The 26,904-nt window shown below is 38.0% G+C and carries 28 protein-coding genes; 1 reads left to right on the forward strand and 27 read right to left on the reverse strand.

Annotated features, from left to right (window positions below; all coding sequences use genetic code 11):
* Positions 1 to 86: 86 nt before the first annotated feature.
* The 17 genes from mfd to metG form a co-directional block, all read right to left on the reverse strand.
* The gene (mfd, locus tag A8L44_RS06115) at positions 87 to 3,623 is read right to left on the reverse strand and encodes a transcription-repair coupling factor (protein ID WP_066103153.1); all 3,537 of its coding nucleotides are present in this window, start codon (positions 3,621 to 3,623) and stop codon (positions 87 to 89) included.
* Positions 3,624 to 3,739: 116 nt separating this feature from the next.
* Entirely contained in the window at positions 3,740 to 3,970 is a 231-nt protein-coding gene (locus A8L44_RS06120) for an anti-sigma-F factor Fin (protein ID WP_066103155.1), read from the reverse strand.
* Between the two features lie 79 nt (positions 3,971 to 4,049).
* Positions 4,050 to 4,613 carry an aminoacyl-tRNA hydrolase gene (pth, locus tag A8L44_RS06125; RefSeq protein WP_066103158.1) on the reverse strand — a complete coding sequence of 188 codons (564 nt, stop codon included), beginning with the start codon at positions 4,611 to 4,613 and terminating at the stop codon, positions 4,050 to 4,052.
* A 212-nt stretch (positions 4,614 to 4,825) separates the two neighbouring features.
* Positions 4,826 to 5,437: a 50S ribosomal protein L25/general stress protein Ctc gene (locus A8L44_RS06130; protein WP_066103161.1), complete on the reverse strand. Its 612-nt coding sequence runs from the start codon at positions 5,435 to 5,437 to the stop codon at positions 4,826 to 4,828.
* 142 nt (positions 5,438 to 5,579) lie between these two features.
* Positions 5,580 to 6,533 carry a ribose-phosphate diphosphokinase gene (locus A8L44_RS06135; RefSeq protein ID WP_066103164.1) on the reverse strand — a complete coding sequence of 318 codons (954 nt, stop codon included), beginning with the start codon at positions 6,531 to 6,533 and terminating at the stop codon, positions 5,580 to 5,582.
* A 15-nt stretch (positions 6,534 to 6,548) separates the two neighbouring features.
* A complete protein-coding gene (glmU, locus tag A8L44_RS06140) occupies positions 6,549 to 7,922 on the reverse strand; it encodes a bifunctional UDP-N-acetylglucosamine diphosphorylase/glucosamine-1-phosphate N-acetyltransferase GlmU (RefSeq protein ID WP_066103167.1) in 1,374 nt (457 codons plus the stop codon).
* A gap of 204 nt (positions 7,923 to 8,126) precedes the next feature.
* Complete coding sequence (gene spoVG, locus A8L44_RS06145) at positions 8,127 to 8,420, reverse strand: septation regulator SpoVG (RefSeq protein WP_066103170.1); 294 nt, start codon at positions 8,418 to 8,420, stop codon at positions 8,127 to 8,129.
* Positions 8,421 to 8,588: 168 nt separating this feature from the next.
* Positions 8,589 to 9,410, reverse strand: coding sequence for a pur operon repressor (gene purR, locus A8L44_RS06150; RefSeq protein ID WP_066103173.1), 822 nt, complete (start codon positions 9,408 to 9,410; stop codon positions 8,589 to 8,591).
* A 53-nt stretch (positions 9,411 to 9,463) separates the two neighbouring features.
* The gene (gene ispE, locus A8L44_RS06155) at positions 9,464 to 10,333 is read right to left on the reverse strand and encodes a 4-(cytidine 5'-diphospho)-2-C-methyl-D-erythritol kinase (protein ID WP_066103175.1); all 870 of its coding nucleotides are present in this window, start codon (positions 10,331 to 10,333) and stop codon (positions 9,464 to 9,466) included.
* 188 nt (positions 10,334 to 10,521) lie between these two features.
* On the reverse strand, positions 10,522 to 10,677 hold the full coding sequence (locus A8L44_RS06160) for a small, acid-soluble spore protein, alpha/beta type (protein WP_066103234.1): 156 nt from the start codon (positions 10,675 to 10,677) through the stop codon (positions 10,522 to 10,524).
* Positions 10,678 to 10,814: 137 nt separating this feature from the next.
* Positions 10,815 to 11,072 carry a biofilm formation stimulator Veg gene (gene veg / locus A8L44_RS06165; RefSeq protein ID WP_066103179.1) on the reverse strand — a complete coding sequence of 86 codons (258 nt, stop codon included), beginning with the start codon at positions 11,070 to 11,072 and terminating at the stop codon, positions 10,815 to 10,817.
* 483 nt (positions 11,073 to 11,555) lie between these two features.
* Complete coding sequence (gene yabG, locus A8L44_RS06170; protein WP_066103182.1) at positions 11,556 to 12,452, reverse strand: sporulation peptidase YabG; 897 nt, start codon at positions 12,450 to 12,452, stop codon at positions 11,556 to 11,558.
* A gap of 131 nt (positions 12,453 to 12,583) precedes the next feature.
* Entirely contained in the window at positions 12,584 to 13,465 is an 882-nt protein-coding gene (gene rsmA / locus A8L44_RS06175; protein ID WP_066103185.1) for a 16S rRNA (adenine(1518)-N(6)/adenine(1519)-N(6))-dimethyltransferase RsmA, read from the reverse strand.
* A complete protein-coding gene (gene rnmV / locus A8L44_RS06180) occupies positions 13,458 to 14,018 on the reverse strand; it encodes a ribonuclease M5 (RefSeq protein WP_066103188.1) in 561 nt (186 codons plus the stop codon). The genes rsmA and rnmV overlap by 8 nt, the downstream gene beginning before the upstream one ends.
* 163 nt (positions 14,019 to 14,181) lie before the next feature.
* Entirely contained in the window at positions 14,182 to 15,399 is a 1,218-nt protein-coding gene (locus A8L44_RS19325; RefSeq protein WP_302621337.1) for a G5 and 3D domain-containing protein, read from the reverse strand.
* Between the two features lie 173 nt (positions 15,400 to 15,572).
* The gene (locus A8L44_RS06190; RefSeq protein WP_066103192.1) at positions 15,573 to 16,340 is read right to left on the reverse strand and encodes a TatD family hydrolase; all 768 of its coding nucleotides are present in this window, start codon (positions 16,338 to 16,340) and stop codon (positions 15,573 to 15,575) included.
* A gap of 93 nt (positions 16,341 to 16,433) precedes the next feature.
* Positions 16,434 to 18,401: a methionine--tRNA ligase gene (gene metG / locus A8L44_RS06195; protein WP_066103195.1), complete on the reverse strand. Its 1,968-nt coding sequence runs from the start codon at positions 18,399 to 18,401 to the stop codon at positions 16,434 to 16,436.
* Between the two features lie 503 nt (positions 18,402 to 18,904).
* On the opposite strand from metG, the gene A8L44_RS06200 reads away from it, so the two are divergent.
* Positions 18,905 to 19,195 carry an AbrB/MazE/SpoVT family DNA-binding domain-containing protein gene (locus A8L44_RS06200; protein ID WP_139063808.1) on the forward strand — a complete coding sequence of 97 codons (291 nt, stop codon included), beginning with the start codon at positions 18,905 to 18,907 and terminating at the stop codon, positions 19,193 to 19,195.
* 44 nt (positions 19,196 to 19,239) lie between these two features.
* On the opposite strand, the gene rsmI is transcribed toward A8L44_RS06200, so the two are convergent.
* The 10 genes from rsmI to A8L44_RS06250 form a co-directional block, all read right to left on the reverse strand.
* On the reverse strand, positions 19,240 to 20,121 hold the full coding sequence (rsmI, locus tag A8L44_RS06205) for a 16S rRNA (cytidine(1402)-2'-O)-methyltransferase (protein ID WP_066103200.1): 882 nt from the start codon (positions 20,119 to 20,121) through the stop codon (positions 19,240 to 19,242).
* A complete protein-coding gene (locus A8L44_RS06210) occupies positions 20,099 to 20,383 on the reverse strand; it encodes a GIY-YIG nuclease family protein (RefSeq protein ID WP_066103203.1) in 285 nt (94 codons plus the stop codon). The genes rsmI and A8L44_RS06210 overlap by 23 nt, the downstream gene beginning before the upstream one ends.
* Positions 20,370 to 21,107, reverse strand: coding sequence for a tRNA1(Val) (adenine(37)-N6)-methyltransferase (locus A8L44_RS06215; protein WP_066103240.1), 738 nt, complete (start codon positions 21,105 to 21,107; stop codon positions 20,370 to 20,372). The genes A8L44_RS06210 and A8L44_RS06215 overlap by 14 nt, the downstream gene beginning before the upstream one ends.
* A gap of 85 nt (positions 21,108 to 21,192) precedes the next feature.
* Positions 21,193 to 21,549: a DNA replication initiation control protein YabA gene (gene yabA, locus A8L44_RS06220; protein ID WP_066103206.1), complete on the reverse strand. Its 357-nt coding sequence runs from the start codon at positions 21,547 to 21,549 to the stop codon at positions 21,193 to 21,195.
* A 17-nt stretch (positions 21,550 to 21,566) separates the two neighbouring features.
* Positions 21,567 to 22,394 (reverse strand): PSP1 domain-containing protein, encoded by an 828-nt coding sequence (locus A8L44_RS06225; protein ID WP_066103211.1) that lies wholly within the window; start codon positions 22,392 to 22,394, stop codon positions 21,567 to 21,569.
* On the reverse strand, positions 22,387 to 23,391 hold the full coding sequence (gene holB / locus A8L44_RS06230; RefSeq protein WP_066103216.1) for a DNA polymerase III subunit delta': 1,005 nt from the start codon (positions 23,389 to 23,391) through the stop codon (positions 22,387 to 22,389). Before holB ends, A8L44_RS06225 begins: the two co-directional genes overlap by 8 nt.
* A 37-nt stretch (positions 23,392 to 23,428) precedes the next feature.
* The gene (locus tag A8L44_RS06235) at positions 23,429 to 23,758 is read right to left on the reverse strand and encodes a cyclic-di-AMP receptor (protein ID WP_066103220.1); all 330 of its coding nucleotides are present in this window, start codon (positions 23,756 to 23,758) and stop codon (positions 23,429 to 23,431) included.
* A gap of 133 nt (positions 23,759 to 23,891) precedes the next feature.
* Entirely contained in the window at positions 23,892 to 24,572 is a 681-nt protein-coding gene (gene tmk, locus A8L44_RS06240) for a dTMP kinase (protein WP_077248006.1), read from the reverse strand.
* Positions 24,573 to 24,579: 7 nt separating this feature from the next.
* Positions 24,580 to 26,028, reverse strand: a complete 1,449-nt coding sequence (locus A8L44_RS06245) for an aminotransferase class I/II-fold pyridoxal phosphate-dependent enzyme (protein ID WP_254654693.1) — start codon at positions 26,026 to 26,028, stop codon at positions 24,580 to 24,582.
* Positions 26,029 to 26,126: 98 nt separating this feature from the next.
* Positions 26,127 to 26,336: a sigma factor G inhibitor Gin gene (locus tag A8L44_RS06250; RefSeq protein ID WP_066103225.1), complete on the reverse strand. Its 210-nt coding sequence runs from the start codon at positions 26,334 to 26,336 to the stop codon at positions 26,127 to 26,129.
* Positions 26,337 to 26,904 lie beyond the last annotated feature (568 nt).

Genomic DNA, 26,904 nt, shown 5'->3' on the forward strand with positions numbered 1-26,904 from the left:
AAGAAAATTTTTTCTTTATGTATCACCATAAAAAGGAGGGCATTGGTACACTTGATTGCTTTAAAAAGCACATAGTTCACATTTTACTATTCAGTCTTTTCTTTAACCTTTTTGTTACGTTCCAACTCAGAAACTAATTCAAAGGCAGCATTGAGCCAGTCCTGAACCGGTACTTTCTTTACGTAAAGAACCATTTTCAAGCGATTAGCCTCCATACCCAGTCCGACCATACGACCAAACTTTGAAGCAGATCTGAATAATACATGTCCATCAATTTCTTTACTTGTTTTTTCAGAGGTGATAATAGTAACTTCATCTTTTGTTTGTTTAATTAATTCTACACCTGCCCGAATGGCAAGAACTTTAATTTCTGCAATTTTAAACAGGTAGGTAACTTCTTGTGGAAATTCTCCAAATCGGTCAAGCATTTCCTCCTGAAGTTCATCCAATTCCTCAGAAGTTGATATGCTTCTGAAACGTTTGTACATTTCGATTTTTTGATTGCCGTCAGAAATATAAGAATCCGGAATATATGCATCTACTTTAAGATCAATTTCAATCAGATTATGGACTTCTTTATTGGTATCCCCTTTTCGTTCCTGAATTGCCTCTTTGAGCATTTGGGAATAAAGGTCAAATCCAACAGAATCGATAAAGCCATGCTGCTCCGCACCCAAAAGATTACCTGCACCTCGAATGGTCAGATCCCTCATTGCTATTTTAAAGCCTGAACCCAACTCTGTAAATTCCTTTATTGCCTGCAATCTTCTTTCTGCAACCTCTGTCAATACCTTATCCTGCCGATAAGTAAAATACGCATATGCTACACGATTGGATCTTCCAACCCTTCCCCGTAGTTGATATAACTGGGATAAGCCCATCCTGTCTGCATCATAAACGATGAGTGTATTTACATTAGGAATATCCACTCCAGTCTCAATTATGGTAGTACTTACCAACACATCAGCCTCACCCTCAAGGAAACTGTACATGACAGATTCAAGCTCACTTTCTGTCATTTTTCCATGCGCAGTCACGATTTTGGCATCCGGGATTAGCATCGACAGCTCTTCAGCTCTTCTTTCAATATCTTCTACACGGTTATACAGATAGTATACCTGTCCTCCTCTTGCCATCTCCCGCTCAATTGCCTCCCGTGCTAGCATCGGATTATATTCCATTACATAGGTTTGCACAGGGAAACGATTTTCCGGAGGTGTCTCAATTACTGAAAGATCCCTCACACCAAGCATGGACATATGCAAGGTTCTTGGTATTGGGGTAGCTGTCAGAGTCAGAACATCTACATTTGTTTTTAGTTGTTTAATTTTTTCTTTATGTGTTACACCAAATCGTTGCTCTTCATCTACAACAAGTAAACCAAGATCTCGATAAACGATGTCCTTAGATAAAATTCTATGTGTTCCAATAACCACATCAACTGTTCCGTTTTTTAGACCTTTAATTGTTTCATTCTGCTGTTTTCTTGTTCTGAATCTACTTAAAAGGCCGATGTTGATTGGGAAATCCTGAAACCTTTCACGCATGGTCTCATAGTGCTGCTGTGCAAGAATGGTAGTTGGCACTAAAAAGGCAACCTGTTTACCATCAGCAACAGCTTTAAATACTGCCCGAATGGCAACCTCAGTCTTCCCATATCCTACATCACCGCATAGTAAACGATCCATTGGACGTTCACGTTCCATATCCTTCTTGATTTCAACAATAGATCTCAGCTGATCTTCTGTTTCCTTATATGGAAAAGAGGCTTCGAAATCCTTCTGCATTTCTCCATCCGGCATAAAAGCATAGCCCTTCGCGGTCTCTCGTTCTGCATATAATTTGATTAGATCATCAGCTATATCCTGGACCGTTGATTGAACCTTACTTTTTACGCGTGTCCAATCATTACCGCCAAGCTTATACATCTTAGGTTCTTTACCTTCTGAACCAACATATTTCTGAATCAGGTCAATTTGATCTACTGGCACATAAAGCTTATCAGTTCCCTGATAGCGAATATGAAGATAATCTTTATGAATTCCATTAATCTCTAATGTTTCAATACCAATAAACTTCCCTATCCCGTGATTTACATGGACAACATAATCGCCAGGCTTCAATTCCGAATAATTTTTTATACGTTCGGCATTGGACATTTTTTGCCTTCTGGCTGATTTTCTTGTTCGCTTATTAAACAGTTCTTTCTCCGTAATGAGTGCTAGTCTCTGCATAGGAAGCTCGAATCCAGTCAGTAGCTGCCCCTCCATAATTTGCAGGGATTCTATCTTAATATCATCTTTATTTTGTACAAAGCTTGCATCGACTTCGTAATCCTCTAGGATACGCTCTATTCTCTTGACCCGCTCCTCATCGGCACCCATAAGAACAACTGTGTATTTTCCTTTTTTCCAGCGTTCTACCTCAGCTTTAAATAAATTCATCTGCCCATGGAAATCCTGCATTTGCTTGCAGCTGATATTTACGATGTTTTGAGGGCTTGTTTGAGGTACATGCCTTAAAAACAATGACATATAAATATGCGGATATTTATGTTGACTCATAAGTGAAGAGAGTGAATGAGATAGAGTAATATCATGAATAATTTTCCCCTCATCAAGTAGAGTTGTATAATATTCAGCCTCTTCTTTATCCAGCTGTTCACCCATCTCCTGAATTCTGCTGATTTCATCAAAAATGACGATACTCTCTGTCGGAATATAATCTAGCAAACTAGCCTGTTTATCATAGGCCAGTGACATATATTGAGTGATATGGTCAAACTTATTCCCGCTTCTAAGCATTTCAATTTCATGCTCGATTTGCTGAACCATCCGCTGTTGTGCATCTGCATTTTTAATTCTTTTTAAGGATTGGCTTAAGCCGGCTTCTAAATGCTCTGCTATTTTAGCCACATTGCCCTTATTCAAAATAATTTCATTGACCGGGCTGATAAATGCCTTTTCTACCTTTTGTAGCGATTTTTGATCTTCAGCTGAAAATATACGAATGGAATCAATTTCTGTATCAAACAATTCAATCCGGAAAGGGTTTTCTTCTGTCAGAGGATAGATATCCAATATTCCGCCTCTAAGAGAAAACTCACCTGGAGTCGATACCATATCCGTTCTCGAATATCCAAGCGAGATTAAATTCTCCAATACGCTCTCGATATTCAGATCATCGCCCACATTCCATTCAATCAAGGATTCCTTCCAAACAGAACGAGGTGGAAGCACCTTTTTAATACCGGAAATCGGAGCAATAATAACTCCGCCTTTTTCCTCTGTTGCAAGATAATTAAGTGTTTCTATTCTCTGTGTACGCAGTTCAGGACTGGCAATACTTAATTCAGCAGCAATCAATTCATTTGCTGGAAATAGAAATACTTTATTTTTATTTAAAATCGACGTTAGGTCTTCATATACTTTTTGGGCATGTAAAAGATTCGGTACCACCACTAGAAGGGGCCTATTTGTTTGTTCATATAGCGCTGCCATAAAGAGAGAACGCGAAGAACCTGTTAAACCGGCTAATAATTGTTCCTTCAGACCTTCCTGTAGCCCATCTGTAATGGATCGAATATCTTTGTTATCTGTAAGTAGTTGCTGCAATTTATTCATATAATCCGTCCTCCCTTCAGCCTTCTACATAATTTATATATTTATAGTTGGTCTGCTATGTGAAAATAATAAACAGAAAAACGCTTTGGAATTTTCATCCAAAGCAGTCCACTATCTTATTGTATTAAGTGTTCAAGCAAATGATAGTCTGGATTTTGATCCAGCGTATTCTGGCAGCTTTCACAAATTGATCGAATGCGAATAGTTCCATTCTCACCATATTCAATAATCTCTTTTCTTTCCTCGGTTGAAAGAAAATCATAAACCGATTGATATAATTCATCCTGCTGTTCGCTAATCTCACCTAAAGTGTGCCCACAGTGCCTGCAGCAATAATGTAGCGTCATATCATACCCTCCGCTTTATTATATACCGCTAGTATGCACCATTATCTTATTGTTTATTCAGTCTAGTGGATGGATATGATTATTGCCCATTAAATGAGTTCATTACCTTTAAAAATGGCTCATTAAGCCATTGATCGCAGACTTTTAAGGATTTATCAATTGCCTCCTTCATGATTTCCCATTCATCATCCTTGAAATTGGTTAAAACGTAATCGGGTACGGGAATTCTTCCTTCCGGCCTGCCAATTCCAACTCTTATACGGTTAAAACTATCTCCGCCCAAATGCTGGATGGTTGATTTCATCCCATTATGACCGCCGGCGCTTCCCTTTTGTCTGAGTCGAACTTTACCCCTTGGTAAATCAAGATCATCATAGATGACTGCAATATCATCCAGACCTATTTTATAAAAACGGGCTAACGGAGCAATGGCTTCCCCCGAAAGATTCATATATGTCAATGGCTTTAATAAAACGACCTTTTCTCCATTAACGGTTCCTGTTCCATATAAGCCATTATATTTACTTTGATTCATTTTAATATTCCAGCGTTCAGCCAAATAATCAATGATTAAAAACCCGATATTATGACGTGTTCGCTCATACTGTGATCCTGGGTTTCCAAGACCTACAATCAACTTCATACCTTTACACATCCTTGTGAATATCAAACTAATTAGTTTCCTCTTAACATTTTATACTGTTTCATCCTCAAAGGAAAATAAGGATAACAAAAATTTGTGATTTTTTTAGCATGTCCTCTTCTCTTTTTTGTCATGATAAAAAAGGCTGCTGAGAATCGACAATTCTCAACAACCTTCTTATTTCACAACCTATATTGCTCATCAGTATAAACTTAGTCTTCTTTATTATTCGTTGTCTCAGCACTTTCTTTTTCTACAGCATCATCATCCATTTCAACTGTAGGAGGAAGGATGGATGCAACGACTTCATCTTCATCCTGTGAAATGGTATAAGAACCATCTACATTTAAATCAGCGATGATAATGGAATCACCAATTTTTAAATCAGAAACGTCATATTCGATTGAGCCTGGAATATCATCAGGCTTAGAGGATACTGTTACTGTGTGCAGAGTTTGTTGCAGCATACCTCCGGATTTCACTCCTTCTGCCTGTCCAACAAGATCAATTCGCACCTCTACATCCATTTCCTGCGACATATTCACGATTAAAAAGTCAGCGTGCACAATATTCCCTTTTATAGGATCTTGTTGATACTCTGTAAGCATTACCTTTTCCTTACTTCCATTTATCTCAAGCGATAGTACGCCATTGCGTCCACTTTCTTTAATCGCCTTTAAAAAACTACTTTCTTCTACAAATATTGTCTTCGCTTCTTTTTCCTTCCCATATACAACTGCAGGGAAATTACCTTCTGATCTTAATTTTCTTAAAGATGAGTTTTTCAAATCTGTTCGTTCACTTACTGTTAAAGTTGTAACCATTTTGCTTCACCATCCTAATCTATTTTAAATATCACCCTTTCATATTCCCTAATCTCCTGAATTCGAAACAATTCACTTATCACTATGGGTAAGTTACATTGAATGATAACTAAAAGAAGTCTGCCTTATGGCAGACTTCTGATCAATCGAATAATGTACTTACTGATTGTTCCTCATGAACACGGATAATTGCCTCTCCAATTAAAGAAGCCACTGATAGATTTACGATCTTATCAATTCTTTTTTCTTCTGGTAGTGCAATGGTGTTTGTAACAGCCAGTTCTTTAATTTTGGAGCTTTGAATTCTTTCAATTGCCGGACCTGATAGTACTGGATGTGTACAGCAGGCATATACTTCTTTTGCTCCATTTGCAATCAACGCATTGGCAGCGAGTGTAATCGTACCGGCAGTATCAATAATATCATCAATTAAGATAGCTGTTTTTCCTTCAATGTTGCCAACAATATTCATTACTTCTGCAACATTTGGTCTTGGACGGCGTTTATCAATAATAGCAATAGGTGCTTTTAAGCGATCAGCCATTTTACGGGCTCTTGTTACTCCGCCATGATCCGGAGATACAATAACGATATCCTCCAAATTCTTCTGTTGGAAATAATCCGCAAGAATTGGCACACCCATTAAGTGATCAATCAGAATATCAAAGAATCCTTGAATTTGAGGAGCATGAAGATCAAGTGTAATGACACGTGATGCCCCTGCTGTTTCCAATAAATTAGCTACAAGCTTGGCTGTAATAGGTTCACGTGCTCTTGCTTTTCTATCTTGACGCGCGTAACCATAATAAGGCATAACAATATTAATGGTCTTAGCAGACGCTCTTTTCAGCGCATCAATCATAATTAGCAGCTCCATTAGATGTTCATTTACAGGCTGACTTGTTGATTGAATGACATAAACATCACATCCGCGAATACTTTCTTCAATATTGATTTGTACTTCACCATCGCTAAATTGCGACACTGTGCATTTTCCTAATTCAACGCCAATCTCTTTAGCAATTTCTTCTGCTAATCCGGGATTCGAATTAAGAGAAAAAACCTTTAAATTAGGATCTAAATATCGATTTGACATTATGGGCCTCCAAGACTATTTTTTAAGATTTAACTTGCCTACATAATTTTCTTTGTTTACCTGACGTGCACGGGCAACTGATAATGCCTCACCTGGAACATCTTTCGTAATCGTTGAACCAGCGGCAACATATGCTCCCTTTCCTACAGTTACAGGAGCAACCAGGTTCGAGTTACAACCGATAAAAGCTCCGTCTTCAATCGTAGTCAGGAATTTATTTTTACCATCATAATTTACCGTGATGCTTCCGCATCCAACATTTACACCTTCTCCAACAATTGCATCTCCTAAGTAACTTAAATGAGATGCCTTGCTTCCTTTACCAAAGGTGGTTTTTTTGATTTCAACAAAGTTCCCAATTTTAACATCGTCCATAATATTGGATTGAGGACGAATGTGGGCGAAAGGTCCTATTTGAACCTCAGATCCAATTTGGCTATCATGTGCAACCGATTGGCGAATAACCGTATTATCTCCGATATTACAATTTTCGATTTCCGTATTCGGCCCTATTTTACAGCCGCTTCCTATTACTGTATGACCAGTAATAGTCGTACCTGGATATATATATGAGTCCGTTCCTATTTGTACATCCTTATGGATATATGTGTTTTCTGGATCTACAATAGTGACTCCATTACGCATATGCTGTTCATTAATACGACGCTTCATATATGTTTCTGCCTGAGACAGTGCTACTCGATCATTAATACCTAGCGTTTCTGCAAAATCAGGTGTCTCATATGCAGAAATAATTTCTCCCTGTTTCTTTAGTATCTCAATAACATCCGGTAAATAGTATTCACCCTGTGCATTATGATTAGAAACATTCTTTAAGCAATCAAATAAGAGCTTATTATCAAAACAGTAAGTGCCAGTGTTAATCTCTTCAATAAGCAATTCTTCTTCAGTTGCATCTTTATGTTCTACAATTTTCTCAACCAAGCCCTCTTTGTTTCGCACGATACGACCATAACCAGCAGGATTGGTTGTTCGTGCCGTGAGGATTGTAGCTTTTGCTTTTTGCTCAGCATGCAGATTTAATAATGCATCTAACGTTTCTGCTGTAATAAGAGGTGTATCTCCGCAAATCACAAGAGTTGTGCCTTCTTCACTACCAAGTAGGTCCTGTGCTTGCATAACCGCATGGGCAGTTCCTAATTGTTCTGCTTGCAGTGCATATTCAGTCTTGTCCTTTAAGACTGACTTAACCTCTTCAGCGCCATGACCAATAATCGTTACAATTTTCTCCGCCTTAATGGATGATACGTTATCTATAACATGTTCTACCATCGGCTTGCCGCATACGGGATGTAATACTTTATATAAGCTGGATTTCATTCTCGTCCCTTTTCCCGCAGCTAGTATTACAGCATTTCGGTTCGTCATGATTGCCCTCCGTTTACCTTTTTATCCATTACGAATATACCTTAACTCCATGTTCTTTTCAAGAAGTGGAGTCAAAACCATGAATTAATTTATAAATTTGTGAAGAGAAATGCACTGGAGAGTATTAGAGGAATTTGTGAAGAAAAATAAAAAAGAGCCTCTCAGATGGTCGGCTCTAGATGTTGATTTTAAATTTTCTATCTATTAAGATGCTCCTGCTCCTTCTAACTCTACCTCTTCCATTTCACCAATACGGTGATACTCGGCAAGAACAGCTTCCTGGATTTTACCGCGCGTTCCAGAATTGATTGGATGAGCGATATCACGGAACTCTCCATCTGGTGTGCGTTTGCTTGGCATTGCCACAAACAGGCCATTATTCCCATCTATAACTCGAATATCATGAACAACAAATTCATTATCCAAAGTAATGGATGCAATCGCCCTCATTCTACCATCTGTATTGACGCGGCGTAATCTTACGTCAGTCACTTCCATCTATGTCACCACCTTTTATAATGCGAATTACTAAACTATTTCCACAAAAATTATGATATTCCTTCTTTTTTTTGAAAAATATAGAAATAATTGTGAAACTTTTTAATAACTGAATATAATCGCAGTATAAAAGGCACTGAACATCCAATCGGTTATGCCGATTACTTCCTACTTAGATCGGAAGAAATTCCCTTTATTTACCTTAATTGTTTTGTCCTTCATATTCACATCCGTCAATTTAATCAAAGATAGGTACTCATCGACAAGACGCTCCTCAGAATTTTCAGCTTCAACTAACACAGCAATCCCTGCTACATTTGCATCAAATTCCTCAATTAAGTTAATCATACCGTTTACGGTTCCGCCGGCTTTCATGAAGTCATCCACAATCAAAACCTTCGAATCCCTTTTAAGACTTTTCTTCGACAAGACCATTGTTTGAATTCTTTTATTTGAGCCTGACACATAATTAATGCTTAATGTCGGGCCTTCTGTTACTAATGAATCTCTTCTGACAATAACCACCGGAACATTTAAATAGTGAGCTACTGAATATGCTAAAGGAATACCTTTTGTTGCTACTGTCATAACAACGTCAATATTTTGGTTTGCATAATGTGAGGCAATTAGTTTTCCTACGTTACCAATTATTTTTGGCTGACCCAAAATATCCGTCATATAAAGGTAGCCGCCTGGTAACAGCCTTTCCGGTGTCTCCATCAAAGCACATAAATCCTTGATGATTTGGTCAGATTCCTCCATACTCACGCCAATAATATACTTTACTCCGCCTGCCGCTCCAGGGACAGTAACCAACGTTCCATTCCCCATTGCTTCCAAGGTCTGTTTAATAATCACGAGATCCTCACTGATAGAAGATTTCGCAGATTGATATCTTTCTGAGAAAAAGGATAGTGGAATAAGGGTGGAGGGATGATCCATCAAATAGGTTGTCATATCTACAAGACGTTCACTTCTGCGCAATTTCATTTTTACCCCCAGAACACGAATATTTTATTATGATTTTATATTAATGTCCGTGCTTATTCAATATCCAGCCTGTTTCCAAGCAGGCGAACTGCATAAACATGTTCACAAAAACCCATTAACCCATTATAAATCCTTTGCATACGTGAATCATGTTCAACCAAGCCAAATACTGTAGGTCCGCTTCCACTCATTAACACAGCGTCAGCTCCGAACCTGCTCATTTGTTCCTTAATCATTTTCACTTCAGGATACATTTTTAACGTTACACTCTCTAAAACGTTTCCCATACTTTGACACATAGCCTCATAATTTTGATTATATATAGACTCTACCATTGAATTTATATTAGGGTGTGCCAATTCATTTATCTTCAAATTACGATAGACATCTGCTGTAGATACCCCTATTGTCGGCTTCGCCAAAACTACCCAGCAGTTTGGAGGTGCTGGCAAATGCTCAATTCTTTCTCCCCTGCCTCTTGCGATTGCTGTACCACCATGCACACAAAATGATACATCTGATCCTATCTCAGCTCCAAGCTCTGCAAGCTGGTCCATAGAAAGGCCAAGGTTCCAAATACGGTTTAACCCTCTTAATGTTGCTGCAGCATCACTGCTGCCACCTGCAAGACCTGCTGCCACAGGGATATGTTTATCAATGGTTATTTCAATACCTGTATTAATCTCGTATTTCTTTTTCAATAATGCTGCTGCCTGATAAGCTAAATTCCGACTATCATCCGGCACATAGCGGTTATGCGAGTTAATTTTTATGGTATTGTTATTTAGTTCCATCAGTTCGATCCGATCTGCTAAATCGACATTCGTCATAACCATTTCAACTTCATGGAAGCCATCTTCCCTTTTATATAAAACATCCAGTGCCAAGTTAATCTTAGCAGGTGCTTTCTCCATCCATTTCATTCTGTTCACCTACTTATCCTTTTGTTACCTTCTCACATTGTACATTTTCGTAACACCAATCGCCACTATTCGTATAAATTTTTCTCTTTAATTTGTGGCGAACAAGAAAACCCCAGGATATAAATCCCTGGGGTTTAATTGCCGTACCGAACAAGTATTAGTTTTCGGAAAGTCGAATGTCACAGCATTTATGATCGATTGGCTAATTGCTGCTCTGCTATTTCAATTGCCCTTTTCACCATATTCCCTGCATCAACGGCTCTAATTCCGCCCCATCCTTCTTTCTGCACTACATCCCAGAAACCAAGTTCCTTAGCAAGCTCTTCTTTAAACTTTTCAGACATCATACTTCTTCTGCCCAAGTTTAACAGCTCCTTTTTATCGGTACGACCTTTATATCATTTATCTAAAACTAAATTTCATAACAGCCAATATATTCATGTAGGCAAATAAAAAAGCAGAGAACTATTGTTCACTGCCGTTACGCCATTTTTCCTGATGTCTCTTCAGTAAATGTTAATTCTACCGTTTCTGTTAATACATCTGCATAGCTGTATGAAACTCTTTCAAAAGAGTTCTCATCCTGATCTAATTCGACAACGAATACTGAGGGATAAGTTTCAGCTAATACACCTGAACGTTCGATAGTTTTTCTTCTACCGCCATTCGCTTTGAGTAGCAACTTCTGTCCCAAATGGGAATCCAAAATCTGTTTAATATCATTCAAACTTTTTGGCATGCTTCGTCCACCTCACTAAAAGTAGTATATCACATAGACTAATGACGGTCAAATAAAATAATAAATTATATCAGTGATCAAATTTGTTTGTCAATGTTTTTCACAAGAAAAATGCCGTTTTTTTCTCTCTTTTATTCTACCCTATTCGACAGATAGATATGTATGTAAATTCCAATTACATTATGTTTAAGATTATAGAGGGGATAAATGATTTATTTTGTTGAATAAAACTATCTTGGAGAGCCACTTCTACAAAACATTCTACCCTTCACTAAACACGAGTCAGCGGAATCAATTTAGCAGGGATCAATACTGACTTTATCCCTTTATCTGGTGAATATAAAAAAAGCACCGATCATTAACCATCGGTACTTTTGGCATTAGCAATCATTCTGTTAAGAATCTGCTTATAAATAGTACTAATTCAAGAGTTGAGAGATAGGTAAGAACCTTTTAAAAAACCATATGATATGGGTTAGACAATCAGTCATCTGTTTCAAGCTTTTCCTTCGCCTCGTTTGTATGATAAGGCATTCCGATTCTAAGAACACCCTTCGATTCAACTCCTCCAAGCCCTTTCTCACCCGTTAAAGTATTACGAAGAACCTCCCATACATTCACATGATCCATAAAAGGCGTAAGACTTATCTTTCCAACAATATAAACCGGATCTAATGCATGGATATTCACACGGGAAGGAGAACTGGCAAAATTAGCACCAGCAACGATTAATGATTCAAAATGAGATTGGCAAGCACCTGCAAAGATAACTAAATGGTCCAAATGGTGAATTTTTTTCCTAGCCTCCTTGACGGCCATTACGAAGTCCTTTGAATGCCTATATGCATTTATATCATTAATGGCTCCTTTAGACTTCGAATAGGAATCATGGCCTGTGATGACAAGGATATCAGGCCTGTATTGATCCAATAATTCTCCAACCTTATAAGGCATTTCACGCTCCTTACAATGTTCTCCGTGTACAGGAATTCCAATGCGCTTATAAAGGGTCAGGCATTTCTCCAAATAACTAGGATCTCCATCAAGATGCAGCACCTTTCCAGGGATTTGAAAATAATCAACAGGCTGTCGGTACCCATCTGTGACTTCATATTCTTTTTTATGACGCAATCGCTCAAATTCCTGTGATATAAGATGATTTGATTGATTCACCAAAGTATCTGTATACATATTTCTTGTAGCTCTCTCATCTTCGCCTATTACTTTTAGATCCGAGAGGGGTGCATCTGCTTCCAAACGTATATCTTCACCAAATATGATCGCAATTTTTCCGCCATCATGCTCCAAAATATCTATAACACGAAAATAGATATCGCAATCATACGATTTCCGACCAACTATATCATTAACCTTTATCATGAAAGCCTCACTCCATATTATGTCACTGCAACTAATCAATGGATTCAACATAGGCTATGCAGATCAAGGGTCAGATGTGAAGACAGAAAAAAGCCAGATCAACTTGAACTGGCTTTTTTTGCTTTATATATTTATTTAAAATGAGGTTTAAGAGCATTACTCAAATCGGCAAACTCTTGCAGAGATAATGTCTCTCCTCTTCTAATCGGATCTATACCCGCAGCTTCCAGCCCTTGGAGAATCAGTTCCTTTCTTGCTTTTCCATCAGGAAGCTGGGAAACTAAGTTATTTAAAATCGTTTTTCTTCTTTGAGCAAAACTTGCCCTCGTAATTTCAAAAAAGAAACCTTCGTCTTCAACCTCTACAGCCGGTTTATCTCTGACCTTTAGATGGATAACAGCAGAATCTACATTAGGCTGCGGCACAAATACCGTTTTCGGTACAATCATGGCTACTGCAGCTGTTGTGTAATACTGGACTGCAATCGACAATGACCCATATTCTTTCGTTCCTGGAGCTGCTGCCATACGATCAGCAACTTCTTTTTGAAGCATAACCGTTATGCTTTCAAGGGGCAGACGTTCTTCAAGTAGTTTCATGATAATCGGCGTAGTAACGTAATATGGCAAGTTCGCTACAATATGAAGATCATCTACCTGACCAGTAAACTCCTCCTTAATCACTTTTGCTACGTCTGCTTTCAGTATATCCTCGTGAATAACTTGGATATTATCATAAGCTGAAAGAGTATCTTTTAAGATCGGCAAAAGGCGTTGATCTATTTCAAAGGCTACAACTTTCTTACAGTTCTTTGCTAATTGTTCTGTCAACGCGCCAATACCCGGCCCAATTTCTATTGCTCCGCTCTCTGAGTGAACACCCGAATGGTGAACAATATTTCGTAGTATGTTTGTATCAATTAAGAAGTTCTGGCCAAGACTCTTCTTAAAGGAGAATCCATATTTATCCAGTATTTCTCTTGTTTTAATTGGGGTTGCAATATCTTTATTCATTTATTTCCACTCCATTTATATGTTCGATTGCCTTCATGAACTCTTCCTTTGAGATTCCAAACATCTTCAATCTTGTATATAGCTGTTTGCCATTTGCATAGCCGATATTCAGATATCGACCTAACTTTTCCCGTCTCTCAGCGGAACCTGGACCGCCAACTAAACCAAATAAGACCAAATCATCCTTACTGATTACTTCTTTTAATTCCGAATCCATTAGTTTCGCATTTTTTAATGCATCTCTGATGGCTTCATCAGACGCATGTTCAACACCCAGCCCACGCCCTGACTTATGGATAGCCAAGTGCTTTGGCAGAAACGCATGCTGGCATCCGGGTACTTCCTGTGAAATGATTTGTCTTATTCTCTCTCCCGGAAAGTCAGGATCAGTAAAAACAATCACTCCCCTGACCTTTTGCGCCAAGCGAATTTTATTTAATGTTTCCTGATTAATAGCTGAACCATTCGTTTCTATTGTATCAGCATTTAAAGCGCGTTTGATGGCCGTGGTGTCGTCTTTTCCTTCAACGACAATAATTTCTTTGATTTTCATTTTCCCTCCAAAAAATTTTATCTAAAATTTGTAATTTACAATTGATATATTTGTGTTATTTTTGTAATATTAATGTAATATTAATTTATTTACGGTTAACCCTGCCTATTATAACGTAAAAAAACAGCGGATACGAAATCCACTGTATAAATTACCGTAATATTTAACGAATAACTTTTATTTTGACCTTTTTTACACCCCAGTTATGGGCTTCGGCAGATGTAGGAACATAGACGTCAATTTTATTCCCATTTATGGCGCCACCTGTATCTCCTGCAACTGCATAACCATAGCCTTCTACATATACTCTTGAGCCAAGCGGTATTAGGTTAGGGTCAACAGCGATAACCTTTTTGTTCGGATTTGCACGCAGGTCAATGCCAACTGCAGTTTTACCCGAACAGCCATCACAGTCAACGGTATAGGCAGTAGCCGTAACATAATATTCATCACTATCACTAGCCTTTTGCACGTTCTTTTTTACATTAGACATTGGCTTTGCTATAGGTAGTTTTTGTTTTGTCCCAACGGAGATTACCTGATCAGTTTTTTCCTTAATAACATTTTCTGAAATCAGCTTTTTGGACACAACTTTCCCATTTTCTTTAATAAGCTCATATTTCTTACTTATGAGACCGTTAACGCCTTCAGTGGTTACTTTCTGTTTTCCTGAGGTTAATGCGGGATCATTTCGCTTGATAGTCTCATATGCAATCGGTTCTTCCACTACTTCCGTATCTTTTTCAACTCGTGTAATAGACAAGGATGCTTTCTTACTAAGCTGCTCGTTTATCCTAGGTTCAACACGGTCCAAATCACCAATATGTATATTGGCAGTATCTAAAAAGTCCTTCACAGGGGTCGAGACTGTCCATAGTATTTTTTCATTCTCACCATCAATTACGGTAACAGGAAAAGCCTTCTCAATATGTATGATCATACCGGCTTCTATCTTGTCATTCATATCATGGGACATGAAATCCTCGTTCCTTAGCTGTATATTTTCCTCTTTTAAAACATCTTCAACTGTCTTCGCAGTCGTAGCAAAGCTCTGCTCTTTGTCATCTATTATGACCTTTATATCAACAGCAGGCTCCCACACAATGTGTAAATCATCTTTTATTTTAGTCGTTTCAGGTATACTGAGATAGTCCTTCGAATCTACTAATATGTCATGTTCTTCAAGTAATTCACTTATGGTATCAGCATGGGTTTTTACCTTTTGCTTTTCTCCATCCAGGCTCAGTGCCACTGTCTTCTTTGTTCCTTCAAAAAATAAAACTCCGGAAGCTAATAGAAATACAGCGATACTAGTCATCATTAATATTACCTTTGGCGTTTGCCGCGGCCTGGAAAATAGGTTTTTCATGTATTTATTCACGAAAAAATTACCCCCTTTTCACTGAATGCATTATATAAATATATAAATAGGCTTGTCAAATAATACCGCTCTCATGCTTATTAGAGTAAGGATTGTCTCGAAGCAGTTAATGACATCCAGTCTACCTATCCATATACGTATATTTTCATCCAATAAAATAGGGGAATCTGTCTTTAAATCAATTTAAAAAGTGTTTTGGCATTACTCATTGTTGCTTCAGCAACTTCCTCATAAGAAACTTCTTTCAACCTTGCTATTTCCTCAGCAACAAGTTTGACATAGCCTGGTTCATTTCGTTTCCCTCTAAACGGGTGAGGGGCTAAATAAGGACAATCGGTTTCAATCAATAATCTTTCCAACGGCACGGCCTTTGCAACCTCTTTGGGTTTAACTGCATTTTTGAATGTAACCGGTCCGCCTAAAGAAATATAAAAATTCATGTCTAAGCATACCTGTGCCGTTTCCACACTGCCGCTAAAGCAATGCATAATTCCGCCAACTTCTTCTGCATGCTCTTCCTTAAGGATCTCTACTACGTCCTCTGTAGCATCCCTGTTATGAATGATGATAGGAAGCTTAAGTTTTTTAGCAAGACGAATCTGACGGCGGAATACATCCTTTTGGATATCCTTCGGTGATTTGTCCCAATGATAGTCTAAGCCTATTTCTCCAATTGCCACCACTTTTGGATGCTTGGTCAGCTCCTCAATCCATTCAAGATATTCATCAGTTAGATCGATTGCATCTACCGGATGCCAACCAATCGCTGCATACATAAAGTCATAAGTTTCTATTAACTCCATTGCTCGTTTAATGGTCTTCTCATCAAAACCAACAACGATAACCCGCTCTACTCCATTCGCTTTGGCTCGACTGATAACTTCTTCCAAATCATTATCAAATTGCTCATCATTTAAATGCACATGTGTATCAAATAACAATGTTAGCACTCCTTTACCATTTGCCTAGAATACCTCTCTATACCCAAAACAATAGGGATGTTTCACATGTAACATCCCTACGTTCAAAATCAATTATTTAACCTGTGCCCCATTTGGTAGGGATTCCGCAATTGAGGCCAACGCTAATTGACCATCAAGACTACCAGCTAAAATCATCCCTTGAGATAGTACACCGCGAAGTTTAACCGGTTTTAAATTCGTTACGCAAATAACCTTCTTACCAGTCAATTCTTCTGGTTTGTAATGCTCCGCAATGCCAGAAACAACCTGACGCTGCTCATATCCAAGATCTAATTGAAGTTTTAACAGTTTGTCTGCTTTTGGCACGGGCTCAGCCTTTATTACTTGAGCTACTCTGAGCTCCACCTTTTTGAAATCATCAATCGTAATCTCTTCTACCTCTGTAGGTTGTTCGATTTCCTTTTTCGCTTCTTGGACCGGTGCAGCTGGTGCCGTACTTTGCATCGCTTCCTTAATATAAGTAACTTCTTCCTCCATATCCAGGCGAGGGAAGATAGGCTGTCCTTTTTTAACAGTTGAATTTTCAGAGATCAATCCGAACTCTTTCAAGCTATCCCAGCTTTGTAATAAAGGATCCTGACAATCCAATTGTTCAAATATTTTTTCAGGAGTTACAGTTAGGAACGGCTTCAGCATGATAGCAACTCTTCTTAAGGATTCTGCTAAATGAACCATTACAGATGCCAACTCGTCAACTTTAGCTTCATCTTTCGCTAAGGCCCATGGTTGAGTTTCATCAATGTATTTATTTGTGCGGCTTACCAATTGCCATATAGTAGACAACGCAACAGAGAATTGCATATCATCCATTGCCTCTTCATATTTTACTACCGTTTCCTTATTAGCCTGCAGCAGCTGCTGATCAAATTCACGCTCTGACCCTTTATAAGCTGGTATTTTTCCTTCAAAGTACTTATTAATCATTGCAACAGTTCTGTTCAATAAGTTTCCAAGGTCATTGGCTAAATCAAAGTTAATTCTTTCAACGAAGCCTTCTGGAGTAAATACGCCATCCGCTCCGAATGGAACCTCACGCAATAAGTAATAACGAAGGGCATCCAAACCATATCGATCTATGAGCGTTACAGGATCTACAACATTCCCTTTAGATTTAGACATTTTGCCGTCTTTCATTAATAGCCAGCCATGTGCAAATACTTTTTTAGGAAGAGGTAGATCAAGTGCCATTAACATGATTGGCCAGTAAATAGTATGGAAACGAACGATTTCCTTACCAACCAAATGGACATCTGCCGGCCAATAATTCATGTACTTGGAGTCATCATCAGTACCGTAACCTAAAGCCGTAATATAATTAGATAATGCATCAATCCAAACATAGATAACATGCTTAGGATCACCCGGCACCTTTATGCCCCAGTCAAAAGTTGTTCTGGAAACAGCTAAATCCTCTAAACCAGGCTTTAAGAAGTTGTTAATCATCTCATTTTTGCGTGACTCCGGTTGAATGAACTCAGGGTTCTCTTCGTAAAACTTTAATAATCGGTCAGCATATTTACTCATTTTAAAGAAGTAGGATTCTTCTTTTACCTTTTCAACTGGACGTCCACAATCAGGACAATTGCCCTCTTCTACCTGACGATCTGTGAAAAATGATTCACATGGAGTGCAATACCAGCCTTCATATTGATCAAGATAAATATCGCCCTGATCAAGCAAGCGTTTAAAAATCTTCTCAACAACCTTCTTATGTCTTTCTTCAGTGGTTCTAATGAAATCATCATAAGAAATATCAAGCTTGTTCCATAGTATTTTGATGTCTCTGATCATACCATCAACATATTCCTGCGGGCTGATTCCTTTTTCTTCTGCCTTTTGCTGAATCTTTTGCCCATGTTCATCTGTACCAGTTAGGTACATAACATCATATCCACGCATTCTCTTATAACGAGCCATTGCATCTCCTGCAACTGTCGTATATGCATGTCCAATATGAAGATTTCCACTTGGATAGTAAATTGGGGTAGTAATATAAAAAGTATTTAATTTTTCCTTCATCTTTTCCACTCCTTAAAGGCCTTGCAATAAAGTACGTAAGATTTGCTTATAAATACATTACATAATAGTACATTATAAAGGAATTTTAATTATTTTTATACATATGAACCCGGGGCGCTTTTGGAAAATTTTATTACACTTATATATTGAAATCTTTTTCACAAATAATTATTGTAGACAAGATGTATTAATTATATGAATATATTTAATTTTGTAATAAAATTACAAATATGCGCAAAATATATTTGATTTATTTTGAATCTTTTATAATTTATCGTCAATTTGTCCATGTAAATGCTTCATTTAATGTATATTTATGTAAATTTATATCGTTTTTTTACTGTTTTTTTCATAAAACCTCACTAAATATGGAATAAACTACTATTATTATGCAATCCAAAAACATTGACGGTTTTGGGAATGCTTGGTATTATGAAAACATCCTTAAATTTTGTCGAATAATGACGAATTTTATTAAAAAAATATTTTACTATGAGAGGAGTATTTTTATGAAATCCACAGGTATTGTACGTAAAGTAGATGAGCTTGGACGGGTGGTAATTCCAATTGAGCTTCGTCGTACTTTAGGAATCGCAGAAAAAGATGCTTTAGAAATTTATGTTGACGATGAAAAAATTATTCTAAAAAAATATAAGCCGAATATGACTTGCCAAGTTACAGGTGAAGTATCCGACAACAACTTCACACTTGCTGACGGTAAATTAATCCTTAGCCGTGAAGGAGCAGAACAGCTTCTTAAAGAGATTCAAGAAAACTTGGTTGTAAACAACTAATCAAAAAGCTTCCCTTTCGGGGAGCTTTTTGATTAGCTTTTAATTTAATTCTCTTCAACATGATAAGCCTGATAGATTTCTCTTTTTTGAAGACCCCTATCTTTCGCAACCTTTTTTATCGCTTCATTCGGTTTAAGGTTCTCAGATTCAATATAAAAATCGACGTGCTCTTTCAATTCCATCTCTGTCCACCAGGCTGTTCCTAGATCATCTAACTCTTCCCTATCTGACCCCTCGGTTATGATCACAAACTCACCGCGTATTTCATGTTCATTAGCCCATTGTATAATCTCAGACATTGTCCCTCGAATATATTCCTCAAACTTTTTTGTCAGCTCTCTTGCCAATACTATTTTTCGATTTCCAAAATACTCATACATTATCGTAAGTGTTTCCTTTAAACGATGAGGAGATTCATAGAAGATTATGGTCGAATCCTTTATTTTTAATCGCTCCAGTTCTTTCTTCTTTTCTTTACGGCTTCGGTTTAGAAATCCATAGAAATAAAATGGCTGCGGGACTATACCTGAAGCAATCAGTGCCGTTAGTGCCGCATTTGCACCAGGCAATGATACGACCTTTATGTCCTCCTCTATGCAGGACTGGACTAACTCATAGCCAGGATCTGAAATAGCAGGCATTCCGGCATCGCTTACGAGGGCAATTTGTTTTCCACTTTTCATTTTCTCAATCAAGGATTCCCCGCTCTGATTCATATTGTGCTCGTGATAACTGACTAACGGTGTCTGAATATCAAAGTGATTGCACAGTTTTTTTGTATTCCTTGTATCCTCTGCCGCAATTAAATCTGCCTGCTTGAGGATATTTATTGTGCGAAATGTCATATCATCTAAATTACCGATTGGTGTTGGTACTAAATAGAGAACTGCTTCATTCTCTTTTTCAAAGCTTTTTTGGGCCTTCATTATCTGTTCCTCCCATTTGTACGATCCTTTCCTTGGCGCCCCTGCTTAGCTGTTTAAAGCGATACTCAGCCTGCATAGCCTCTGTCTTTGTCTGATACTCCTCGACATAGCGAAGCACCACAGGCCTTCTCCCTCGTGTATATTTGGCACCTTTCCCATCATTATGTGTATTCACTCTCTTATTGACATCATTTGTATACCCAGCATAATAACTGCCGTCCGCACATTCAAGTACATAAAAATAGTGATTATTCTTGTCCATTGATGATGGTTCTCAATTCTTTGGTATACTCATTATTTTCATCATACACAATTAATGGTGGCAATAATTTTAAATCAGGATTTCCGCCTTTTATTCCTTCAATCAGGATTGTATTTGCCTCTTTATTTGCCTTTGGATACACAAATTGAAGACGTTTTGGTTCTAATCTATACTTTCTCATTAACGTTACAATATCAAGCAGCCTACCGGGTCTATGAACAAAGGCCGCTTTACCGCCGTTCTTTAAAAGCTGGCTGCTCACTCTGATTACATCCTCCAATGTACATTTAATTTCATGCCTGGCTATGGCAAAATGTTCATTTTCATTTTGAATTTCCTTCGCTGGTGTCAAAAAATAGGGTGGATTACAGGTGACAACATCATATTTATCATGGCCGAGAATTGGAATAATTTTATTTAAATCCTCATGGTACATTTCAATTCTATCATCCAGCTTATTGTAGCCTATACTCCTAACGGCCATATCATATAGTCGCTCCTGAATCTCCACTCCGTATATACGCCCCTTGGTGCGTGTACTGAGCAAGAGTGGAATGACACCATTTCCAGAACATAAATCGACCAAATTCCCTTTTTGAATGGGAACATATACAAATTTAGATAATAAAACAGCATCCAATGAAAAAGAAAAGACACTCGGGCTTTGAATAATCCTAAGTGGCTCTCCCAATAAATAATCCAGACGCTCATCATCCTTTAATATATACACTCTACAATCCGCTCCTACCTATATACAGTAAAAAATCAATTATAAAAATAGTCTTTCCTATCGATAGGAAAGACTATCTTTATTTCTTATTTAAAAATGAAAGACAAAACAGGCAATCCCCATCTTTACGTGGACTTCCAAAGTGCAGATTACAAATATGGAAACCTTCTTGATATAGTCTCGCTAAATTATCGTAGCCCTCTCCGACATCCATTAGCTTATTGCCTTTTTTTGCTTGCTTTTTCTGAGAAACCGCAGGCTTTGTCTTTTCTAAATCCAGCAAGCGACGCCTTACATTTTCGTTTTCTAACTTGAGGGAATTATTTTCTTCCAATATTTCTGCGAGATGTTCTTTTAAATCTCCAAGTTGCTTATACAAATCTCCAATTTGAGCTTCCATACTGCTAACCGAATCGAAAATTTCCTTTTTATTCATCAACACCCACCACCTTATTAATCTGTGGCTTGAATCGAGAAGGTGCCTTCCTCCATCATCTCATCCAGCGTATATTCAACTACTCGTTCCTTACCCTGCAATTCTATTTGCATGATTTTTTCAAGAATGTTAAGACCGATTACTTTACCGCGACCAACCGGTGTAACCACGTACTCTCCCAAATCTGGAAGCTGCTCTTTTGCGCTCTCATATTCATCATTCTCATATTTTAAACAGCACATCAAACGCCCGCATAGACCTGAGATTTTCGTGGGATTCAATGATAAGTTTTGGTCTTTAGCCATTTTAATGGAGACCGGTTCAAAGTCCCCAAGAAATGTAGAACAACATAACATCCTGCCGCAAGGTCCAATGCCTCCAAGCATTTTTGCCTCATCCCTGACACCAATCTGTCTTAATTCAATACGTGTTCGGAAAATAGCTGCCAGATCTTTAACCAGCTCACGAAAATCAACTCGTCCATCTGCTGTGAAATAAAAAATCACCTTATTACGATCAAAAGTATATTCAACATCTACAAGCTTCATTTCCAAACGATGCTCAACCACTTTTTCGCTGCATACTTGAAATGCCTGTTCAGCGATTTGTTTATTTTCGTCCACAATCAGCCGGTCTTTTTCATCAGCTATTCGAATAACTTTTTTCAGGGGCAGAACTACATCATTTTCCCCAACCTGCTTTCTGGGTATAACAGCTTTTCCAAACTCTACTCCGCGTACTGTCTCAACTATGATGTATTCATCCTTGGCTATTTCCAAATCACCTGGGTCAAAATAATATATTTTACCCGCCTTTTTAAAGCGGACTCCTACAACATCATACAAGTGTAAACCCCTCCTGAAGGTTAAGCACAAGCTGCTCCATTAACAGCTGTGGGTTTATATTAGCCGAAATTTTTCGTTTTGACTCTAATATTTGATTCATTTGATACGCCAATTTTTTGGGGGAATGTTGAATGGCCAATTGGCGAAGCCTTTCCTCCATATCTTTGTATACAATCTCTTCCGGCTTATCCAGCTGTATATAAAGGAGATCACGATATATATTCAATAGGAGCATTAAGCCTATTTCTGTCTGTTCTCTTTCTTTAAAATGCGATAGCCAACTCTCCTGAATGACCATAATACCATCCACAGGATTTTTCATTGCTTCAAATAATTTTACCACTATTTTTTGGGCTTGTGCAAACCACTCATCCTCATTTAACGACAAACCTTCATCGACACTGTTCGTCAAACTCGCAATCAAGGGAGCCTTCGTGACAGGTACTCCTGCCTGTATTAACTGCTTACTTAATTCCTTTGGATTTAACGGCATAAAGGATAACGTTTGGCAACGGGATAGGATGGTTGAAAGCATGCGGTGAATTTGATCTGTAAGCAAAATAATTGTTGTCCCTGCATGAGGTTCTTCTAAAAATTTCAATAAACTATTGGCCGCAGAAGCAGTCATTTTATGTGCATGCGTAATAATGTAAACTTTTTGTGATGACTCAACTGCCTTCTTTTGAAATTCCTCATGAAGCAATCGAATTTGTTCCTTTTTTATCGATAAACCATCCGGTTCAATAACATGGACATCCGCATGGTTTTTATGGTCAATTTTTTTACAATTTGTACATTCCTCACAGGGAAGAAAACCGTCTTCTCGGTTATGGCAAAATAAAGATTTAGCCAGAAGAATACTTGTATCCTTTTTACCGGTACCACGCTCTCCTTCAAAAAGATAAGCATGGGCCACACGATTCTTCATTAGGCTATTCTTGAGCATCATTGATACTCTTGGTTGTTGATTGGCTAATTGATCCCACGTGTTAATCATGCTTATTTCCTCTCATCCTCACTGACTGTATAAATTGTTAAAATTGGTAAAACTTATCCACCGGCATTACAAAAACTGTTGCTCCTCCTACCTCGACCTCTACTGGATAAGGTACATAAGAGTCTGTATTACCACCCATTGGAGTAACTGGTGCTACAAGCTGCTCTCTGGATTTGCAGTTCTTCTTTATGATTTCAAGAGCCTTATTCACCCTTAATTCCTCAGTACCTATCAAAAAGGTAGTATTACCGGATTTTAAAAATCCTCCAGTTGTAGCCAACTTAGTTGCTCGGAAGTTATTGTCGACCAAATCACCTAATAATTTAGTACTATCTTTATCTTGTACTACTGCTATTATAAGTTTCATGGCTAAAACCTCCTATAAGGATTATAAAGAAAAAATGACGGTGCGTATTTAAGCTTTACTTATCCATTATACCAGTTATTCTGTAACCATAAAGCAATTCAAGTGATAAATATAAAACCTTAAAGCATTTGCCTTAAGGTCTCCTGTGAATATATGTCCGAATTTGTTGAAGAGTTTCTTGATAAACTTCTTCAAAGCTTTGATTTGCATCAATTACCTTTATTCTATCAGGTTCATTTTTTATTAATAGTTGATAGCCCTCATATACTTTTTGGTGGAAATTGAGCTTCTCAAGATCCAAACGATTTATTTCCCGACTTTTATGATTTTCAATTCTCCTCAAGCCAATTTCAGGATCAATCATAAAGAACAATGTAAGTTCTGGCATGGTATCCTGTATAGCAAAGCGATTGATCTCTCTGACTTCCTCTATCCCAAGACCTCTTGCATACCCCTGATAAGCCAATGAGCTATCTACAAACCGGTCACATAAGACAATACAGCCTTTATTTAATGCAGGTACCACCTTCTCCATAAGATGCTGTCTGCGCGCTGCTGCATATAACAGTGCTTCTGTCCTGGAATCCATTTCAGTATGATCAGGATTTAAGATGACCTGCCGGATTTGTTCTGCAATAGGAATTCCACCAGGTTCTCTTGTCAGTACAATTGAGTAGCCTTCCTTTTCAAGCTGCTCTCCCACTCTTGCTAGTACGGTCGTTTTCCCAGCCCCTTCAGGACCCTCTACCGTTATAAAAACTCCACGTTTCAAGGCAGTAACCTCCAATATTGTAACTACTAGATAGTATATCATATGTGACTTACACAAAGACCTCAATTTGTTGTTGCTTTAAATAAACTCCTCCTTGGATTTTAGCCCCCTGAGTTAGTAAGGATGTGCATTTCTGCACCATGTCATAGGTAATAATCTCTCCCTTTTGAATGAGCGGAATACCTGGAGGATATGGAACAATTGTTTCTGCTGAGATTTCTCCACATGCATGAGCAAGAGAAATTCTTTTCCGCGGCATTATATCCATTTCCTCATAGGATATTGCTAGAACACTCTCCATATGTTGTTGTTTATTTTTTAATGGGTTACTAGCCAGGCTTATTCGTGTTTGTTCTCCTGTAATCCAATTAATCCTTTCTAGCCTTTGTATAATATCATCAACAGAATATGGTTGACTTTTCTTTAATAAAGGCAGAACAAGCAGTACATGCAGCTCATCTGCGAGCTCTGAATAAATCCCTGCTTGCTCCATTAATTTTTGCAGCTCAAAGCCTGACATTCCGTTTTTATGATAGAGAACAAGCTTTAAAGGATCCTGAATATCGCTGTTTTCTGATTCGAAAATGCACAGTTCCTCATGCCTTCGTAAATATTGTTTAAAAGACTCAATTTGCTCTATTAAATATTCCTTATCCTTTTCTGAATAGCTCTCTAAATAAGCCCTCGCTAAATCTAGAGACATCATAATTGGATAAGATGGGCTGCTTGATTGCAGCATTCTTAAATACCCTTCCACACGCTCTTGGTTTACCAATTCACTGTTTATATGTAAATAGGAGCCCATTGTCATAGCAGGCAGGGTTTTGTGAGCTGAGTGAACAACTATATCTGCCCCCAAATTGACAGCAGATGGCGGAAAAGGAGCACCTGCCGCAAAGTGGGCACCATGCGCTTCATCAACTAAAACTAGAATACCCTTTTTATGAGCTCGCTTAATGATAGATGCCAGATCTACTCCCAACCCATAATAATTAGGATATGTAAGAATAATTGCTTTTACATCCAGATGATCATTCAAACTATTATAAATTGTTTCATATGGAACACCAATTGAAATATCAGATTCTATAACAGGCGTCAGAAATATTGGGTTAGCTTTAGCTAGTTTTAATCCATTCATCACAGATTTATGGCAATTCCTTTGTACAAGGACTTTATCTCCAGGCTCAATACTAGCCAAGATCATCGCAAGATTACCGACAGTTGTTCCATTCACAAGAAAGTAACTTTTTTTAGTCTGATAAAACTTCGCTAATAATGCTTCAGCCTCTTTAATACCCTCTTCTGGTTCATGCAAATCATCTAATCCTGCAAGTTCTGTCACATCCCATGACAGGACCGAACTAAAACTCCGAGGAGCCTCAATAGGCAGGACAACACCATTTTTATGGCCTGGAACATGCATGGATATGGACTTCTTATTTCGGTGTTTCTCCAGCATATCTAATATTGGTACTTTAATTATTTTTTCCGCCACTCATACACGCCTCCTTTTCCAACAAATAAAAAGGCTCCTTCCGGTTGAAGGGGCCAGCTGACTATATTATAAGGATGGAGTATAGCGGTATTCAAGTTTTATGAGTAAATACTGGAAATATTCATTTTCTTCAACTTCTCTACATGCTCATTATACAAAGGGTCATTTGTTTCTGTATGAATTAACACATCCTCACATTCCGAGCAAATAAAAATATTATATAGATGCATTCCCTTTTTTTTCGTCGATTCACAGATTGCACATTCTTCGTTAAGATGATCATTTGTTTCACGCTCGCAGTTGGCCATTTACTACACCTCCATACCTCTTAGTATCGCCCCCGGCCACAAACTGTATACAATATTTTAAATTTATATATTATTCTATGCCCACAAGTGAATTTCGTTGTATGTCTTTCAAAATGTCCAACATATAAATATCTTTGAGGAATAATTCATGTAGAAACCTTTGGAATTCACGGCTTAAATGTTGTAGCAAAATGCTGGGGTGTGTTCTTGAAATTGGCATAGCTCAACTATTCGTAGCTTTAATTACATAACCCCAGGAAAGGGGAATCATTAGTATTTGATAGGTGGCTTCCTTTGTCTTTTTCGTATCTTTATTTCGGGGATAGGTGGGGAGCAGGTAGGTGATAGATCGGGCGTAGGTGCTTCATAGGTGGAGCATAACTGCTTTCTTCCACACTTCACCCACCTTCCCCCGAGTATAGATGTCCCATAGGTGTTGAATAGCGCAGCTTTTCTATAGCTTCCACAAGTCTTTAAGGTAGTATCCTTGACGAAAGATCCTTCCCGACTCCTCACCCATCCAGCTCTAACAAGTATCCAAAATCCTCCCTGGTCCCTATAAAAACAA

This window comes from Bacillus sp. FJAT-27986 (genome assembly GCF_001685035.1).
In the GTDB taxonomy this organism is placed as follows: domain Bacteria; phylum Bacillota; class Bacilli; order Bacillales; family Pradoshiaceae; genus Pradoshia.

Excerpts from the sequence above, each read along its gene's own strand:
- purR (WP_066103173.1), bottom strand. The coding sequence starts at position 9,410 with ATGAAATTGCGCAGAAGTGAACGTCTTGTAGATATGACAACCTATTTG.
- rsmA (WP_066103185.1), bottom strand. The coding sequence starts at position 13,465 with ATGAATAAAGATATTGCAACCCCAATTAAAACAAGAGAAATACTGGAT.
- A8L44_RS06120 (WP_066103155.1), bottom strand. The coding sequence starts at position 3,970 with ATGACGCTACATTATTGCTGCAGGCACTGTGGGCACACTTTAGGTGAG.
- ispE (WP_066103175.1), bottom strand. The coding sequence starts at position 10,333 with ATGAAATGGATGGAGAAAGCACCTGCTAAGATTAACTTGGCACTGGAT.
- A8L44_RS06135 (WP_066103164.1), bottom strand. The coding sequence starts at position 6,533 with ATGTCAAATCGATATTTAGATCCTAATTTAAAGGTTTTTTCTCTTAAT.
- veg (WP_066103179.1), bottom strand. The coding sequence starts at position 11,072 with ATGCCAAAAAGTTTGAATGATATTAAACAGATTTTGGATTCCCATTTG.
- A8L44_RS06130 (WP_066103161.1), bottom strand. The coding sequence starts at position 5,437 with ATGGTTACAACTTTAACAGTAAGTGAACGAACAGATTTGAAAAACTCA.
- yabA (WP_066103206.1), bottom strand. The coding sequence starts at position 21,549 with ATGAATAAAAAGGAAATTTTCGATTCGGTTAGCAGTATGGAAGCTCAA.
- glmU (WP_066103167.1), bottom strand. The coding sequence starts at position 7,922 with ATGACGAACCGAAATGCTGTAATACTAGCTGCGGGAAAAGGGACGAGA.
- A8L44_RS06250 (WP_066103225.1), bottom strand. The coding sequence starts at position 26,336 with ATGGCCAACTGCGAGCGTGAAACAAATGATCATCTTAACGAAGAATGT.
- holB (WP_066103216.1), bottom strand. The coding sequence starts at position 23,391 with ATGATTAACACGTGGGATCAATTAGCCAATCAACAACCAAGAGTATCA.
- rsmI (WP_066103200.1), bottom strand. The coding sequence starts at position 20,121 with ATGAAGGCCCAAAAAAGCTTTGAAAAAGAGAATGAAGCAGTTCTCTAT.
- spoVG (WP_066103170.1), bottom strand. The coding sequence starts at position 8,420 with ATGGAAGTGACTGACGTAAGATTACGCCGCGTCAATACAGATGGTAGA.
- A8L44_RS06160 (WP_066103234.1), bottom strand. The coding sequence starts at position 10,677 with ATGTCTGAAAAGTTTAAAGAAGAGCTTGCTAAGGAACTTGGTTTCTGG.
- rnmV (WP_066103188.1), bottom strand. The coding sequence starts at position 14,018 with ATGAAAATCAAAGAAATTATTGTCGTTGAAGGAAAAGACGACACCACG.
- tmk (WP_077248006.1), bottom strand. The coding sequence starts at position 24,572 with ATGATATACTATCTAGTAGTTACAATATTGGAGGTTACTGCCTTGAAA.
- metG (WP_066103195.1), bottom strand. The coding sequence starts at position 18,401 with ATGAAGGAAAAATTAAATACTTTTTATATTACTACCCCAATTTACTAT.
- yabG (WP_066103182.1), bottom strand. The coding sequence starts at position 12,452 with ATGATAAAGGTTAATGATATAGTTGGTCGGAAATCGTATGATTGCGAT.
- A8L44_RS06210 (WP_066103203.1), bottom strand. The coding sequence starts at position 20,383 with ATGGACAAGAATAATCACTATTTTTATGTACTTGAATGTGCGGACGGC.
- mfd (WP_066103153.1), bottom strand. The coding sequence starts at position 3,623 with ATGAATAAATTGCAGCAACTACTTACAGATAACAAAGATATTCGATCC.
- pth (WP_066103158.1), bottom strand. The coding sequence starts at position 4,613 with ATGAAGTTGATTGTAGGTCTTGGAAACCCAGGATCACAGTATGAGCGA.
- A8L44_RS06235 (WP_066103220.1), bottom strand. The coding sequence starts at position 23,758 with ATGAAACTTATAATAGCAGTAGTACAAGATAAAGATAGTACTAAATTA.